Origin of the sequence: Pseudomonas sp. LjRoot71 (assembly GCF_964253255.1) — a bacterium.
In the GTDB taxonomy this organism is placed as follows: domain Bacteria; phylum Pseudomonadota; class Gammaproteobacteria; order Pseudomonadales; family Pseudomonadaceae; genus Aquipseudomonas.
Map to the genome: position 1 here is coordinate 4319605 of NZ_CAXURA020000001.1, position 14645 is coordinate 4334249.

Genomic DNA, 14645 nt, shown 5'->3' on the forward strand with positions numbered 1-14645 from the left:
AGCAGAGCATGCAGCGTATCGATCATCCATTGCCCTGGGGCTGCCCCGGCACTGAACGCCGCTTGAGCGTGTTCCGTTTCGGCCATGGCCCGTGCAAGGCCTATATCCAGGCCTCGTTGCATGCCGATGAGCTGCCGGGGATGCGCGTGGCGGTGGAGCTCAAGCGCCGCCTGCGTGAGCTGGAAGCCCAGGGGCGACTGACCGGGGTGATCGAACTGGTGCCGGTGGCCAACCCGATTGGTCTGGGACAGATGTTCCAGGCCAGCCATCAGGGCCGTTTCGAACTGGGCAGCGGGAAGAACTTCAATCGCGACTTCCCTGACCTGGCTGCCGCCATTGCGCCAGCGTTACACGGTTGCCTGGGGCAGGACGGGCCGAGCAATGTGCGGATGATTCGCACGGCCATGCTCGCTGCGCTGGAGGCCTTGCCTCCCGCATGCTCAGAGCTGCAAGGTCTACAGCGCCTGTTACTGAAACATGCCTGCGATGCCGATGTGGTGCTCGACCTGCACTGTGATTTCGATGCTGCCGTGCATCTGTACCTGCTGCCACAGCAATGGCCACAGCTGCGCACCCTGGCCGCCCGTTTGCAGGCCGGTGCTGCGCTGACCGTCGAGGACTCTGGCGGCAATTCCTTTGATGAGGCATGCGCTTTGCCCTGGGTCAATCTGGCCCGACAGTTTCCTCAGGCGGTGGTGCCAATGGCCAGCCTGGCGGTGACCGTCGAGCTGGGCGGCATGGCCGATACCGGTAAGCGTGAGGCCGAGGCCAGCGCCGAAAGCATTCTGGCGTTCCTTGCCGAACAGGGCCTGATCGCCGGTGACTGGTCGGCCGCACCCGCTGAAAGCTGCGAGGCCACGCCCTTTGCCGGTGCGCAGTATGTGTATGCGCCACATGCCGGGGTGGTGAGTTTTCTGCAACCGGTGGGCGCGCGGGTTAAGGCCGGTGATCCCTTGTTCGAGGTGATCGATCCATTGGACGATCGCCACACCACCGTCTGCGCTGCCACAGACGGTGTGCTCTATGCGCGCGAACGGTTGCGTTTTGCCCAGCCCGGTTTGTGGCTGGCCAAGGTGGCCGGTCGTACCCCTATTCGCCAGGGTCGCTTGCTCAGCGACTGATTCAAGAGAGTGGAAACCATGTACAAACTTGAAGTTCAGGATCTGCACAAGCGCTACGGCAGCCATGAAGTATTGAAGGGCGTGTCGCTGGCCGCCAAGGCCGGCGATGTGATCAGCATCATTGGCTCCAGTGGCTCGGGCAAGAGTACCTTCCTGCGTTGCATCAACCTGCTGGAACAGCCACACAGCGGCAAGATTCTTCTCAACAACGAAGAGCTGAAATTAGTCGCCAACAAGGACGGTGGCCTAAAAGCCGCTGATCCCAAGCAGCTGCAGCGCATGCGTTCGCGCCTGTCCATGGTGTTCCAGCACTTCAACCTTTGGTCGCACATGAGCGCCCTGGAAAACGTCATGGAAGCCCCGGTGCACGTGCTCGGCATGAGCAAGAAGGACGCCCTCGAAAAAGCCGAGCACTACCTGAACAAGGTCGGTGTGGCGCATCGCAAAGACGCCTATCCCGCGCACATGAGTGGTGGTGAGCAGCAGCGTGTGGCGATTGCCCGCGCCTTGGCGATGGAGCCTGAGGTGATGCTGTTCGACGAGCCGACGTCGGCCCTTGACCCGGAATTGGTTGGCGAAGTTCTCAAGGTAATGCAGGACTTAGCCCAGGAAGGCCGTACCATGGTGGTGGTGACTCACGAAATGGGCTTTGCCCGCGAAGTGTCCAACCAGTTGGTGTTCCTTCACAAAGGCGTGGTGGAAGAGCGCGGTTGCCCGCGTGAGGTGTTGGCCAATCCACAATCTGAATCGCCCCTAGTTTCGTAGACACCTCCAGGCCTCATAATGCGGCCCATTAGGAGGTGCCATGAGTAACCCGCGTTATCCCGAAGAATTCAAAATCGAAGCAGTCAAGCAGGTGACCGAACGGGGTCTGCCGGTGGCTGAGGTAGCTGCTCGCTTGGGCATGTCGACACACAGTCTGTATGCCTGGGTGAAGCGCTACAGCAAGCCCCAAAAGCAGCGGGCACAAGAAGACGATCAACACGCTGAGTTACGTCGCCTGCGTGCTGAACTCAAGCGCGTGACCGAAGAGCGAGACATCCTAAAAAAGGCCGCCGCGTACTTTGCCAAGGAGTGCGGCTGAAGTACGCCTTCATCAGTCAGCTATCCGCAGACTATTCGGTTCGCCGTCTGTGCCTGACCCTGAAAGTACATGCCAGCGGTTACTACGCCTGGCTGTCTGAGCCGAAGTCGGCACGAGCTAAGGATGATCAGCGTCTGCTGGGTTTGATCAAGCACTCCTGGTTAGAAAGCGGTGGCGTCTATGGTTACCGCAAAATCCATGACGACCTGCGTGAGCTGGGAGAACAGTGCGGCAGGCATCGCGTTGCTCGATTAATGCGCCAGGAAGGACTGCGCTCGCAGACAGGGTATCGGCGTCGACCGGGCCGTTATGGTGGTAAGCCTCCAGTGGCCTCTCCGAATCATCTTGAGCGTCGATTCAATGTCACCGAACCCAACAAGGTCTGGGTTACGGACATAACCTACATCCGCACCTATGAGGGCTGGTTGTATTTGGCGGTGGTGCTCGACCTGTTTTCGCGGCAGGTAATTGGCTGGTCAATGAAGCCGCAGATGACCAGCGACCTGGCTATTGATGCATTGCTGATGGCGGTTTGGCGGCGTAAGCCCAAGCTGGAAGTAATGATTCACTCAGATCAGGGTAGCCAGTTCAGCAGCGGCGACTGGCAGAGTTTCCTGAAAGCCAACAACTTGCTTGGCAGCATGAGCCGACGTGGCAACTGCCATGACAATGCGGTAGCGGAAAGCTTTTTCCAGCTGCTGAAACGGGAGCGGGTCAGGCGAAAGATCTATAGCACTAGGCAGGATGCTCGCGCTGATGTGTTCGACTACATCGAGATGTTTTACAACCCAAAACGCCGACATGGTTTCAACAACCAGCTGTCACCGGTAGAGTTTGAGAAGCGACATTTACTGAGCCTGGAAAGTGTCTAGGAAATCCGGGGCGATTCAATCCGAGCGTTTGCAGCAGTTCCTCTCGGGCAGTCTCAAATAACCAGTGGCAACTGCTGTAGCCATTTCTGCTATGCCCATAATTGCCAACTGAGCCTAAACTGCCCCTCATGAACTCCCACCGAATTGGCTTTCTGCTTTGGCCCTCCACCAAGCCGTTGACCCTGGCCTTGGCCGAAGAAGCGCTGCGTGTCGCTCAGCGCGTCCACCCCGAGGTGGTCTACGAGCTGGTGTTTCTGCAGGCTGAAGCGCCCCTTGCAGGGGCCTGGCAACTGCCGGGTGAGTCTTGGGTGGGCAAGCTTGAAGGTTGCCAGAAGCTTTTCCTGCTGGCGGATGAGCCGCCTGGGCCGATACCGGTGGCGTTATCCGCAGCGCTCAAACACGTGGTACGCGGCGGCTGTGTGGTCGGGGCGATCGCCGCTGGCGTCTATCCCCTGGCGCAACTGGGGCTGCTTGATGGTTACCGCGCGTCGGTGCACTGGCGTTGGCAGGATGATTTCAGTGAGCGCTTCCCCAAGGTAATTGCCACCAGCCACTTGTTTGACTGGGACCGTGATCGCTTGAGTGCCTGTGGTGGCTTGGCGGTCCTCGACTTACTGCTGGCCTTGTTGGCCCGCGACCATGGCGCTGAGCTGGCGGGCGCGGTGTCGGAAGAGTTAGTGGTTGAGCGTATCCGCGAAGGCGGCGAGCGCCAGCGCATTCCGCTGCAGAACCGTCTGGGCTCCAGCCACCCCAAGCTGACCCAGGCCGTGCTGCTGATGGAAGCCAATATCGAAGAGCCGCTGACCACCGATGAAATCGCCCAGCACGTGTGCGTGTCACGCCGTCAGCTGGAACGTATTTTCAAGCAGTACCTCAACCGCGTACCCAGCCAGTACTACCTGGAATTGCGCCTGAACAAAGCGCGCCAGTTGCTGATGCAGACCAGCAAATCGATCATCCAGATCGGCCTGTCCTGCGGTTTCTCCTCCGGACCACACTTCTCCAGCGCCTACCGCAACTTCTTCGGCGCCACGCCGCGTGAAGACCGTAACCAGCGCCGCAGCAACAGCCCATTCGAGCTGACCTCAACGCCCATCGAACGCGGCTGAGTTTCCTTTCAGGGCATTCGTTCTCGACGCGCTGTGTCCTTGCCGCTGGGCGGCAGTGGCGAACAGTCTGCTGCGGCTTTGCGCAGCAGACGTTGCGTGGCACTGACCAGCCAGCAGGTGAGGATAAATGGCATGGTCAGCGCCGGTAGGCCAAGAGCGCTGAAACCCGGTTGCAGCACCAGCGCCAGGGCGATGCCCAGAGCCGGCAGCCAAGGGCGGCGATGCACCTGGCTGAGCGCGATAGCCGCCAGGGCGGCGTTATAGCCATACAGGCCAGTGAGAGCGCTTTGCTGCGGCAGCCCTTGATACAGCGCCAGCGCCAAGCCGCCCGTGGAGCCGAGCAATGCCCAGCAAGCGGCGCGTCGGTCCGCCAGAAGCAGACCCAGCAACAGACAGACACCGGCTAATGGTTGATCGAGAAAAATCACCTGGCCCAAGCCGCGCGCCATGGCAATCAGGCTGGCCCACCAGTCCAGTGGTTGCGTGTCACTGGCTACGGCCTGCGCCAGCTCAAGCTGCAGAACAGGTGCCTGCCACAGCAGCAGCCAGCTCAGGCCGACAAAGGGAAAGGTGAAGGCAGGCAGCCACTGACGCTCGCGTATGCACCGCATCCATACGCTCAGTAGCAGGCTAGAGGTCCCGGAAGTGACGATGATCAGCAGCGGCAACAGCGCTGACCAGGCGAACTGCAGGCTGATCAGCATGCCCAGCAGTACGCCGTTATAGCCGTACAACCCGAGTTCGATGTCGGCTTTGGCATAACCGCGACGCTGCGCCGTCAGGGTGCTGCTGAGACAACCCAATAATGCACCGCCAAGCAATTGCGGTGCACTGATGGCAATCGCCAGGAGCACCAGCAGGCCGCAGCCAGAGTGGGCTTGCAGAAAAATCTGACTGAAGCCGTTGAGCAGGGTGCGAAAGCCCTGCAAGGCGTGGGTGGGAAGCGGTAATGGCGACATACAGAGCAACCTGAGTAAACAATCACCGGGGTCGGGAATAAAAAGAGGCACCCACCGCGGGAACAGTGAGTGCCTTCAAACTGGCAAAGCCAGCGTGGGAGTGGTGCGCTGCGGCGGTGCTGGAGCCTGTCGCAGCGCTTTTGATCAATGCAGGATTTCAATCCGCAGGCTGTTGGTGCTGCCGGGTTGGCCAAATGGCTCGCCTGCCGTAATCACCACGGTGTCACCGGTGTTCGCCAGCCCAGCCGAGCGGGCGGTTTCCAGGGCGGTGCGGGTGACTTCCTCGACCTTGTTCAGGCGTGCATTGACCACCGAATATACCCCCCAGGCCACACTCAGGCGGCGAGCGGTGTCGAGGTTCGGGGTCAGGCTGAGGATCGGCGCTTTTGGCCGCTCGCGTGAAGCGCGCAGGCTGGAGTTGCCCGACTCGGTGTAGTTCACCAGCGCAGCCACTGGCAGGATGCTGCTGATGCGGCGGATGGCGCAGCTGATCGCATCCGAGGCGGTGGCTTCGGCCTGCGGGCGGCTGACATCCAGCTGCGCCTGGAAGTCCGGGCCGTTCTCCACCTGGCGGATGATCTTGCTCATCATCTGCACGGCTTCCTGCGGGTAGTCACCGGAAGCGGTTTCCGCCGACAGCATCACCGCATCGGCACCTTCGGCCACGGCATTGGCCACGTCGGTAACCTCGGCGCGGGTTGGTGCCGGGGAGAAGCGCATGGATTCGAGCATCTGCGTAGCCACCACCACCGGCCGGCCGAGCTGGCGGCAGGTGCGGATGATGTCTTTCTGAATGCGCGGCACATTTTCCGCCGGCACTTCCACACCCAGGTCGCCACGGGCGACCATGATCGCGTCGCACAGGCGGGCGATTTCTTCCAGGTGAATCACCGCCGATGGTTTCTCGATCTTGGCCATCAGCGCGGCCTTGCCCTGAATCAACTCGCGGGCTTCGATGATGTCTTCCGGGCGCTGCACGAACGACAGCGCCACCCAGTCCACGCCCAGCTCCAGGCCGAAACTCAGGTCGCGGCGATCCTTCTCGGTCAGCGGGCTGAGTTGCAGCACGGCCTCTGGCACGTTGACGCCCTTGCGGTCGGACAGCTCGCCACCGGCGATCACTTCAGTAATCACTGCATCGCTGTGCTTGGCGGTGACCTGCAAGCGCAGGCGGCCATCGTCGAGCAGCAGGCTCATGCCCGGTTGCAGCGCTTCGATGATTTCCGGGTGCGGAAGGTTGACCCGGTTGACGTCGCCCGGGGTACTGTCCAGATCCAGACGCAGGGTCTGGCCGCGTTGCAGGATGACTTTGCCCTCGGCAAAACGGCCGACGCGCAGCTTCGGCCCTTGCAGGTCCATCAGGATGCCAATCGGAGTGTTCAGCTGTTTTTCGACTTCACGCACCCAGTTGTAACGCTCGGCGTGGTCGGCGTGCTCGCCGTGGCTGAAGTTGAGGCGGAACAGGTTGACCCCGTTTTCCACCAGTTGGCGGATGTCGTCGATGGTTTTGATCGCTGGGCCAAGGGTGGCGAGGATCTTTACTTTCTTGTCGGCGTTCATTGGGCAGAATCCTCAAGGATGAAAATGGCGCGAAAATCGTTGACGTTGGTACGCGTCGGTCCGGTGACGATCAATTGATCGAGAGCGGCGAAGTAGCCATAGCCGTTGTTGTTATCCAGTTCATCGCTGCTGCTCAGGCCCAGGGCGTGGGCGCGGGCATAGCTGTCGGGGGTCATGATGGCCCCGGCGTTGTCTTCTGAACCGTCAATGCCATCGGTGTCGCCAGCCAGGGCGTAGATGCCAGCCAGACCCTTGAGGCTGTCGGTGAGGCTCAGGAGAAATTCGGCATTGCGCCCGCCACGGCCATTGCCGCGCACGGTCACGGTGGTTTCACCGCCGGAGAGAATCACGCAGGGCGCCTTGATCGGCTGGCCATGCAGGCGCACCTGTTTGGCAATGCCGGCATGCACCTTGGCCACTTCCCGCGATTCGCCCTCCAGATCACCGAGGATGAGCACCGGGAGGCCTGCTGCACGGGCTTTGGCCGCTGCGGCGTCGAGGGATTGCTGCGGGCGGGCGATCAGCTGGAAGTGGCTGCGGGCCAGGCACGGGTCGCCCGGTTTGACGGTTTCCGAGGCAGGATTGAGCAGCCAGGCACGCACGTTGGCCGGAATCTCTATCTGATAGCGGGTGAGAATCGCCAGGGCTTCGGCCGAGGTGGTCGGGTCGGCCACGGTCGGGCCTGAGGCGATCACCGTGGCTTCATCGCCCGGAACATCGGAAATCGCGTAGGTGTAGACGCTGGCCGGCCAGCTGGCTTTGGCCAGGCGACCGCCTTTGATGGCGGAAAGGTGCTTGCGCACACAGTTCATTTCGCCAATCGACGCGCCGGACTTGAGCAGCGCCTTGTTGATCGCCTGTTTGTCTTTCAGGCTGATGCCGGCAGCGGGCAGGGCGAGCAGGGAAGAACCACCGCCGGAGAGCAGGAAGATCACCCGGTCGGATTCGCTGAGGTTGCTGACCAGCTCCAACACGCGGCGCGCCACGCGCTCACCGGCGTCGTCCGGCACCGGGTGCGCCGCTTCGACCACTTCGATTCTTTGGCAGTTGGCGCCGTGCTCGTAACGGGTAACCACCAGGCCGGAGACTTCGCCTTGCCATTCCTGCTCAATCACTTCGGCCATTGCCGCGGCGGCTTTGCCAGCGCCGATCACGATAACGCGGCCGCTGCGATATTCCGGCAGGTAGTCAGCCAGAACCTGGCGCGGGTGGGCGGCGTCGATGGCGCTGGCGAACAGTTCGCGCAGCAAGGACGTTGGATTGAAAGACGGATCGATAGACATGGTGATCTCTCTTGGTCTGGATCAACTTCGATTCTAGTGTGCAGCGCCCTGTGCCAAGACGCTGCGCACTAGAATCGACCCACCCGGCAGGCAGGCCGTGACACCGCCTGCCGGACAGATCGAAAGGGTTGTTTCAGTGCGGCTGACCCCGCCCTGAAACCTGTTACTTACTCACCACGGATGTTGAAGTTGGCCATGTGTTCCAGGCCTTTGATCAACGCCGAGTGGTCCCAGTTGCTGCCACCGATGGCTGCACAGGTGCTGAACACTTGCTGGGCGTTGGCGGTGTTGGGCAGGTTGAGGCCCAGTTCGCGCGCGCCGGCCAGGGCCAGATTGAGGTCCTTCTGGTGCAGGCTGATACGGAAGCCTGGGTCGAAGGTGCCCTTGATCATGCGCTCACCGTGCACTTCAAGGATCTTCGAGCCGGCGAAACCGCCCATCAGCGCTTCACGCACCTTGGCAGGATCAGCACCGTTTTTCGCGGCGAACAGCAGGGCTTCAGCCACAGCCTGGATGTTCAATGCAACGATGATCTGGTTGGCGACCTTGGCAGTCTGGCCGTCACCGTTACCGCCGACGCGAGTAATGTTCTTGCCCATGGCCTGGAACAGCGGCAGCGCGCGTTCGAAGGCATTCGGGCAACCGCCGACCATGATCGACAGGGTGGCGGCCTTGGCACCGACTTCACCGCCGGATACCGGGGCGTCGAGGTAGGCCGCGCCAGTGGCTTTGATTTTCTCGGCGAACTGCTTGGTGGCGGTCGGCGAGATCGAGCTCATGTCGATCACCACTTTGCCAGCGCCCACGCCTGCGGCTACGCCGTCGGCGCGGAACAGCACGTCTTCAACCTGTGGGGTGTCCGGCACCATGATGATGATAAATTCGGCTTCCTGCGCCACTTCGCGCGGGTTGGCCAGGCCGATGCCGTTGTTGCCCAGCAAGTCAGCCGGAGCCTTGTCGAAGTGCTCGGAGAAGAACAGGGTGTGCCCGGTATTTTGCAGGTTCTGCGCCATAGGCTTGCCCATGATGCCGGTGCCGATAAATCCGATTTTTGCCATGAGAAATATCCTCTGATTCAGATTGCGTTGTGTGCTTTCATCCAGCCGAGGCCGGCTGCGGTGGTGGTGGCCGGCTTGTATTCACAGCCGATCCAGCCCTGGTAGCCAATGCGGTCCAGGTGCTCGAAGAGGAAGCGGTAGTTGATCTCGCCAGTGCCCGGCTCGTTGCGGCCCGGGTTGTCGGCCAATTGCACATGGTTGATCACGGCAAGGTTGGCCTCGACGGTACGCGCCAGGTCACCTTCCATGATTTGCATGTGGTAGATGTCGTATTGCAGGAACAGGTTGGGACTTGCGACCTTGTCGCGAATGGCCAGCGCCTGCTTCGTGGTGTTCAGGTAGAAGCCTGGGATATCGCGGGTGTTGATCATTTCCATGACCAGCTTGATGCCAGCGGCTTGCAGTTTTTCGGCGGCAAACTTCAGGTTGTCGACAAAGGTCTGCTCGACGGTGGCGCAATCCAGACCTTGCGGGCGGATACCGGCCAGGCAGTTGATCTGCGTGTTGCCGAGTACCTTGGCGTAGGCGATGGCCTTGTCTACGCCGGCGCGAAATTCTTCAACGCGGTCGGGGTGGCAGGCGATACCACGCTCACCCTTTGCCCAATCGCCAGCCGGCAGGTTGAACAGCACCTGCTCCAGGCGGTTGCTATCCAGACGCGCCTTGATCACCTCAGCCGGAAAATCATAGGGGAACAGGTATTCGACACCGCTGAAGCCGGCAGCTGCAGCAGCATCGAAACGCTCCAGGAAGTCCACTTCGGTGAACAGCATGGACAGGTTGGCAGCAAAACGAGGCATGTGGCGCTCCTATTTTCGTAGCCCGGATGCAATCCGGGGGTTGTAGTCTTTCCCGGATTACATCCGGGCTACGTCATCGAGGTAGGGTGCGCCGTGCGCACCAACGGTACGCTTCGGTATGGCGGTGCGCGTGGCGCACCCTACGGATCAATCGAGCAGCGAGATGGCAGTCGGGGCATCGACGCCGCGCTCGGCCAGTTCTTCGAACTCGTTGACGGCGTTGATTTCGGTACCCATGGAGATGTTGGTGACACGCTCCAGGATAATTTCCACCACCACCGGTACGCGGTGCTCGGCCATCAGGCGCTTGGCTTCGGCAAAGGCGTTTTGCAGTTCGTTCGGGTCGAACACGCGGATGGCCTTACAGCCCAGGCCTTCCACCACGGCAACGTGGTCAACGCCGTAACCGTTGATTTCCGGCGCGTTGATGTTCTCGAACGCCAGCTGTACGCAGTAGTCGATCTCAAAGCCGCGCTGCGCCTGACGGATCAGACCCAGGTAGGAGTTGTTCACCAGCACGTGGATGTACGGCAGGTTGAACTGCGCGCCCACCGCCAGCTCTTCGATCATGAACTGGAAGTCGTAGTCGCCAGACAGCGCCACAACCTTGCGGGTCGGGTCGGCCTTGACCACACCCAGCGCTGCCGGAATGGTCCAGCCCAGCGGGCCGGCCTGGCCACAGTTGATCCAGTGACGCGGCTTGTAGACGTGGAGGAACTGCGCGCCGGCGATCTGCGACAGACCGATGGTGGTGACGTAGCAGGTGTCCTTGCCGAACGCTTCGTTCATCTCTTCGTACACGCGCTGCGGCTTGGCTGGCACGTTGTCGAAGTGGGTCTTGCGCTGCAGGGTGCGCTTGCGCTCACGGCAGCTATCCAGCCAGGCGCTGCGATCTTTCAGCTTGCCAGCAGCTTTCCACTCGCGGGCCACTTCCAGGAAGGCGTCCAGCGCCGAACCAGCATCGGAAACGATGCCCAGGTCCGGGTTGAATACACGGCCAATCTGCGTCGGTTCGATGTCGACGTGGATGAACTTGCGGCCTTCGGTGTAGACATCAACCGAACCGGTGTGGCGGTTGGCCCAGCGGTTACCGATACCGAACACCAGGTCGGAAGCCAGCAGGGTGGCGTTGCCGTAACGGTGCGAAGTCTGCAGGCCGACCATGCCGACCATCAGCTTATGGTCATCCGGGATCACGCCCCAACCCATCAGGGTCGGTACCACCGGCACGCCGGTCAGTTCGGCGAACTCCACCAGTTTGTCGGCGGCGTCGGCATTGAAGATACCGCCACCGGCGACCAGCAGCGGACGCTCGGCTTCGTTGAGCATGGCGATGGCTTTTTCTGCCTGCACGCGGTTGGTCGACGGTTTAGCCAGTGGCAGCGGCTCGTAGGCGTCGATGTCGAATTCAATTTCGGCCATCTGCACGTCGAACGGCAGGTCGATCAGCACCGGGCCAGGACGACCGCTGCGCATTTCATAGAAGGCCTTCTGGAAGGCGCGCGGCACTTGGCCCGGCTCCATCACGGTGGTGGCCCACTTGGTCACCGGCTTGACGATGCTGGTGATGTCAACGGCCTGGAAGTCTTCCTTGTGCATACGGGCACGCGGCGCTTGACCGGTGATGCACAGAATTGGAATGGAGTCGGCGCTGGCCGAGTACAGGCCGGTGACCATGTCAGTGCCAGCAGGGCCGGAGGTGCCGATGCACACACCGATGTTGCCGGCATTGGTGCGGGTATAACCCTCAGCCATGTGCGAGGCACCTTCGACGTGGCGAGCCAGGACGTGGTCGATACCACCGACTTTTTTCAGTGCAGCGTACAGGGGGTTGATGGCGGCGCCGGGGATGCCGAACGCAGTGTCAACGCCTTCGCGGCGCATCACCAGTACGGCGGCCTCGATTGCTCTCATTTTGGCCATTGTCTTGTGCCTCGTTTGTTATCAGATTGTATACAAAACAGCTGGCTTGGATTCTATTCATGGCCTGACCTTCTGGTCAACACGTTTTCTCGCCAAGCCGCTGCCTGGCAAAAAATCTTTTAAAACAAGCGTTTTAGCTGGGGTGCTTGATCTGATGCGGAAATAGATGCGTATAACTGTATACAAATGCTATTTGTATTGTATTCGACTATTGAGTTTTTTGTTTCTGGTGGGATAGTGGTGGCGAGCTTTGGATTGCCCGGCAGCTGTCAGTCACCCTGTAGACGCTGTGGTGCCGGGTGTTTCGTAGGATTTATAAAATCGAGGAAGACCCAACATGAGTACGTTGAATCTGCAAATCGCCACCACCATCAGTAACCGCGCCCTGGCGGTCGGCCGGGAAATTTCCGCCGCACCGCTGACCGTGGCCGTACTGGATGTCGGTGGGCACCTGATCAGCCTGCAGCGTGAAGACGGGGCCAGCCTGCTGCGCCCGCAAATCGCCATTGGCAAGGCCTGGGGGGCGCTTGCGTTGGGCAAGGGCTCGCGCCTGATCGCCGCCGACGCGCAGCAGCGCCCGGCGTTTATCGGTGCGGTGAACAACCTGGCCGATGGTCAGCTGGTGCCGGCACCCGGTGGTGTGCTGATTCGTGATGAGCACGGTGAAGTGATCGGCGCAGTCGGCATCACTGGCGATACCTCGGATATCGATGAGCAGTGCGCGGTCAGTGCGGTCGAGTCGGTGGGCCTCAAGCCAGATGCAGGTATCGCTGCCTGATAATTTGTGGAAGGGGCTTTCGGCTCGGGCATCCTGCTTCGCTCTACCTCCTGCATCCATGCAGTCGTAGCCGCGACTGAAGTAACTAAAAGCTCGCCGCTAAAGCGCCTCCCACAGGTCTGCTGTATGTGGAACAGCAATAAAAAACGGTGGATACCTTGAGGGGGGCCACCGTTTTTTATGCGCGTTTAACCAAGGGTCTGGGGAGCAATCGGCTTACGCGTTAGTGACCTGCTCGGACGGGCTGGGCTGGGTTTCGTCGATTTCGCAGCCTTTGATCACCAGGCGGATGATGGTCTGCGCGGCGGCTTCGTAGTCGGCTTCGTCCAGGCTGGCCTTGCCGGTGACGGTGGATATCTGCCAGTCGAAGTCGGCGTAGGTCTGGGTCGCGGCCCAGATGCTGAACAGCAGGTGGTGCGGGTCAACCTTGGCCATCAGTCCTTGGTCGATCCAGCCCTGGATGCAGGAGATGTTGTGTTTGGCCTGGGCGTTCAGTTGCGCAGTCTGATCAGCAGACAGGTGCGGCGCGCCGTGCATGATCTCGCTGGCGAATACCTTGGAGGCGGAGGGCAGTTCGCGGGAAATGCGGATTTTCGAACGGATATAGCCGCGCAGCACATCAGCGGGTTTACCGGGCTGATTGAACGGTGCAGAGGCTTCCAGCAGCGGTTCGATGATGCTTTCCAGCACTTCGCGGTAGAGGTTTTCTTTCGACTTGAAGTAGTAGTAGACGTTGGGCTTGGGCACCCCGGCCTTGGCGGCGATATCGCTGGTCTTGCTGGCGGCAAAGCCCTTGTCGGCAAACTCCTCACTGGCTGCGCGCAAAATCAGCTCTTTGTTACGCTCGCGAATACTGGTCATAAGCCTCGTTGCTTCTGTCTATCGCCCGGCGTTGGGCAGCGCGAGGGATGGTAGCACCGGCTTTGTACGGCGCTCAAGGCATGCAGGCTGGGCCTTGCAGGGCTATCTGACCTGTGAGTCAAGTTGTTGTATACAAAATCATGATTTTCTGTTTTTATCTTGCTATCTGCATTCATAACAAGAAGTCTCGGCTCGTTGAGCTTCAGGAGACATGCCGTGAGCAATCAGCTGGTTGACCCCTTCGGTCGGCGCATCACCTACCTGCGGTTATCGGTTACCGATCGCTGCGACTTCCGCTGCACGTATTGCATGAGTGAGGACATGGTGTTCGCCCCGCGCGAGCAGATCCTCAGCCTGGAAGAGCTGTATAGCGTGGCCGATGCCTTTATCGGTCTTGGGGTCAAACGCATCCGCATTACCGGTGGTGAGCCACTGGTGCGCAAGAACCTGCTGAGCCTGCTGACTCGCCTGGGTCAGCGCGCAGAGTTGGAAGACCTGGCCATCACCACCAATGGCTCGCAACTGGCCGAGCTGGCACCGCAACTGCGCGCAGCTGGGGTCAAACGCCTGAATGTCAGCCTCGACTCATTGCAGCGCGAGCGCTTTGCCGCCTTTACCCGGCGCGACAAGCTCGACCAGGTGCTGGAAGGCATCGAGGTGGCACGTACGGCGGGTTTTCGCAAAATCAAACTCAACGCCGTGGTGCAGAAAGACCGTAACGATGACGAAGTGCTCGATCTGGTCGAGTTCGCTATGGCGCGTGGCCTGGACATCAGCTTTATCGAAGAAATGCCCCTGGGCAGTATTTCCAGCCACCAGCGCGAGCAGACCTTCTGTTCCAGTGATGACGTGCGTGCGCGCATCGAGCAGCGTTATGCCCTGGTGCGCAGCAGCAAGCTGACCGGCGGCCCCTCGCGCTACTGGCAAGTGGTCGGCAGCGACACCCAGGTCGGCTTTATCTCCCCCCACAGCCACAACTTCTGCGGTGACTGCAACCGCGTACGGGTCACTGCTGAGGGCAAGTTGGTGCTGTGTCTGGGGCATGAAAATGCTCTGGATCTCAAGGGCCTGATGCGTGCCCATCCCGGCGACAGCCAGCGCCTGCGCGAAGCCTTGCTCAATGCCCTGCAACTGAAGCCTGAACGTCACCACTTCGAGAGCGATAGCCAGGTGCAGGTGGTGCGCTTTATGAGCATGACCGGCGGCTAGCGCTGCCTTTCTTCACTCCCAATCCACA

At 60.6% G+C, this 14645-nt stretch carries 13 protein-coding genes; 6 read left to right on the forward strand and 7 right to left on the reverse strand.

The annotated features are described in order from the left end of the window. The first annotated feature begins 8 nt into the window (after positions 1-8). The 4 genes from ACSQ17_RS20360 (at position 9) to argR (ending at position 4186) form a co-directional block, all read left to right on the forward strand. Entirely contained in the window at positions 9-1121 is a 1113-nt protein-coding gene (locus ACSQ17_RS20360) for a succinylglutamate desuccinylase/aspartoacylase family protein (RefSeq protein WP_436070322.1), read from the forward strand. 18 nt (positions 1122-1139) lie between these two features. Further along, positions 1140-1886, forward strand: a complete 747-nt coding sequence (locus ACSQ17_RS20365; protein WP_436070323.1) for an ABC transporter ATP-binding protein — start codon at positions 1140-1142, stop codon at positions 1884-1886. 40 nt (positions 1887-1926) lie between these two features. Further along, a protein-coding gene (locus ACSQ17_RS20370; protein ID WP_436067717.1) for an IS3 family transposase occupies positions 1927-3077 on the forward strand; the annotation gives its coding sequence in 2 pieces (ribosomal slippage) (positions 1927-2170 and positions 2170-3077; 1152 coding nt in all). A 128-nt stretch (positions 3078-3205) separates the two neighbouring features. Next, positions 3206-4186 carry a transcriptional regulator ArgR gene (argR, locus tag ACSQ17_RS20375; RefSeq protein WP_436070324.1) on the forward strand — a complete coding sequence of 327 codons (981 nt, stop codon included), beginning with the start codon at positions 3206-3208 and terminating at the stop codon, positions 4184-4186. A gap of 8 nt (positions 4187-4194) precedes the next feature. On the opposite strand, the gene ACSQ17_RS20380 is transcribed toward argR, so the two are convergent. From ACSQ17_RS20380 to gcl, 6 genes are all read right to left on the reverse strand, one after another. Further along, positions 4195-5145 carry an urea transporter gene (locus tag ACSQ17_RS20380; protein WP_436070325.1) on the reverse strand — a complete coding sequence of 317 codons (951 nt, stop codon included), beginning with the start codon at positions 5143-5145 and terminating at the stop codon, positions 4195-4197. A 144-nt stretch (positions 5146-5289) separates the two neighbouring features. Next, positions 5290-6705 carry a pyruvate kinase gene (gene pyk, locus ACSQ17_RS20385; protein ID WP_436070326.1) on the reverse strand — a complete coding sequence of 472 codons (1416 nt, stop codon included), beginning with the start codon at positions 6703-6705 and terminating at the stop codon, positions 5290-5292. Then, the gene (locus tag ACSQ17_RS20390) at positions 6702-7988 is read right to left on the reverse strand and encodes a glycerate kinase type-2 family protein (protein WP_436070327.1); all 1287 of its coding nucleotides are present in this window, start codon (positions 7986-7988) and stop codon (positions 6702-6704) included. The genes pyk and ACSQ17_RS20390 overlap by 4 nt, the downstream gene beginning before the upstream one ends. 167 nt (positions 7989-8155) lie before the next feature. Continuing rightward, positions 8156-9046: a 2-hydroxy-3-oxopropionate reductase gene (locus ACSQ17_RS20395; RefSeq protein WP_436070328.1), complete on the reverse strand. Its 891-nt coding sequence runs from the start codon at positions 9044-9046 to the stop codon at positions 8156-8158. Between the two features lie 17 nt (positions 9047-9063). Next, positions 9064-9846, reverse strand: a complete 783-nt coding sequence (gene hyi, locus ACSQ17_RS20400) for a hydroxypyruvate isomerase (RefSeq protein ID WP_436070329.1) — start codon at positions 9844-9846, stop codon at positions 9064-9066. Between the two features lie 147 nt (positions 9847-9993). Then, the gene (gene gcl / locus ACSQ17_RS20405; RefSeq protein ID WP_436070330.1) at positions 9994-11769 is read right to left on the reverse strand and encodes a glyoxylate carboligase; all 1776 of its coding nucleotides are present in this window, start codon (positions 11767-11769) and stop codon (positions 9994-9996) included. A 337-nt stretch (positions 11770-12106) separates the two neighbouring features. Here gcl and ACSQ17_RS20410 point away from each other — a divergent pair, with 337 nt between their 5' ends. Continuing rightward, positions 12107-12547, forward strand: a complete 441-nt coding sequence (locus ACSQ17_RS20410) for a GlcG/HbpS family heme-binding protein (protein ID WP_436070331.1) — start codon at positions 12107-12109, stop codon at positions 12545-12547. Between the two features lie 216 nt (positions 12548-12763). Here the strand turns inward: ACSQ17_RS20410 and ACSQ17_RS20415 are convergent, their stop codons facing one another. Next, positions 12764-13408, reverse strand: a complete 645-nt coding sequence (locus ACSQ17_RS20415; protein ID WP_436070332.1) for a TetR/AcrR family transcriptional regulator — start codon at positions 13406-13408, stop codon at positions 12764-12766. 216 nt (positions 13409-13624) lie between these two features. On the opposite strand from ACSQ17_RS20415, the gene moaA reads away from it, so the two are divergent. Next, positions 13625-14617 (forward strand): GTP 3',8-cyclase MoaA, encoded by a 993-nt coding sequence (gene moaA, locus ACSQ17_RS20420; protein ID WP_436070333.1) that lies wholly within the window; start codon positions 13625-13627, stop codon positions 14615-14617. Positions 14618-14645 lie beyond the last annotated feature (28 nt).

Coding starts and splice junctions, on each gene's coding strand:
- ACSQ17_RS20360 (WP_436070322.1), top strand. CDS start 9: ATGCAGCGTATCGATCATCCATTGCCCTGGGGCTGCCCCGGCACTGAA.
- ACSQ17_RS20365 (WP_436070323.1), top strand. CDS start 1,140: ATGTACAAACTTGAAGTTCAGGATCTGCACAAGCGCTACGGCAGCCAT.
- argR (WP_436070324.1), top strand. CDS start 3,206: ATGAACTCCCACCGAATTGGCTTTCTGCTTTGGCCCTCCACCAAGCCG.
- ACSQ17_RS20380 (WP_436070325.1), bottom strand. CDS start 5,145: ATGTCGCCATTACCGCTTCCCACCCACGCCTTGCAGGGCTTTCGCACC.
- pyk (WP_436070326.1), bottom strand. CDS start 6,705: ATGAACGCCGACAAGAAAGTAAAGATCCTCGCCACCCTTGGCCCAGCG.
- ACSQ17_RS20390 (WP_436070327.1), bottom strand. CDS start 7,988: ATGTCTATCGATCCGTCTTTCAATCCAACGTCCTTGCTGCGCGAACTG.
- ACSQ17_RS20395 (WP_436070328.1), bottom strand. CDS start 9,046: ATGGCAAAAATCGGATTTATCGGCACCGGCATCATGGGCAAGCCTATG.
- hyi (WP_436070329.1), bottom strand. CDS start 9,846: ATGCCTCGTTTTGCTGCCAACCTGTCCATGCTGTTCACCGAAGTGGAC.
- gcl (WP_436070330.1), bottom strand. CDS start 11,769: ATGGCCAAAATGAGAGCAATCGAGGCCGCCGTACTGGTGATGCGCCGC.
- ACSQ17_RS20410 (WP_436070331.1), top strand. CDS start 12,107: ATGAGTACGTTGAATCTGCAAATCGCCACCACCATCAGTAACCGCGCC.
- ACSQ17_RS20415 (WP_436070332.1), bottom strand. CDS start 13,408: ATGACCAGTATTCGCGAGCGTAACAAAGAGCTGATTTTGCGCGCAGCC.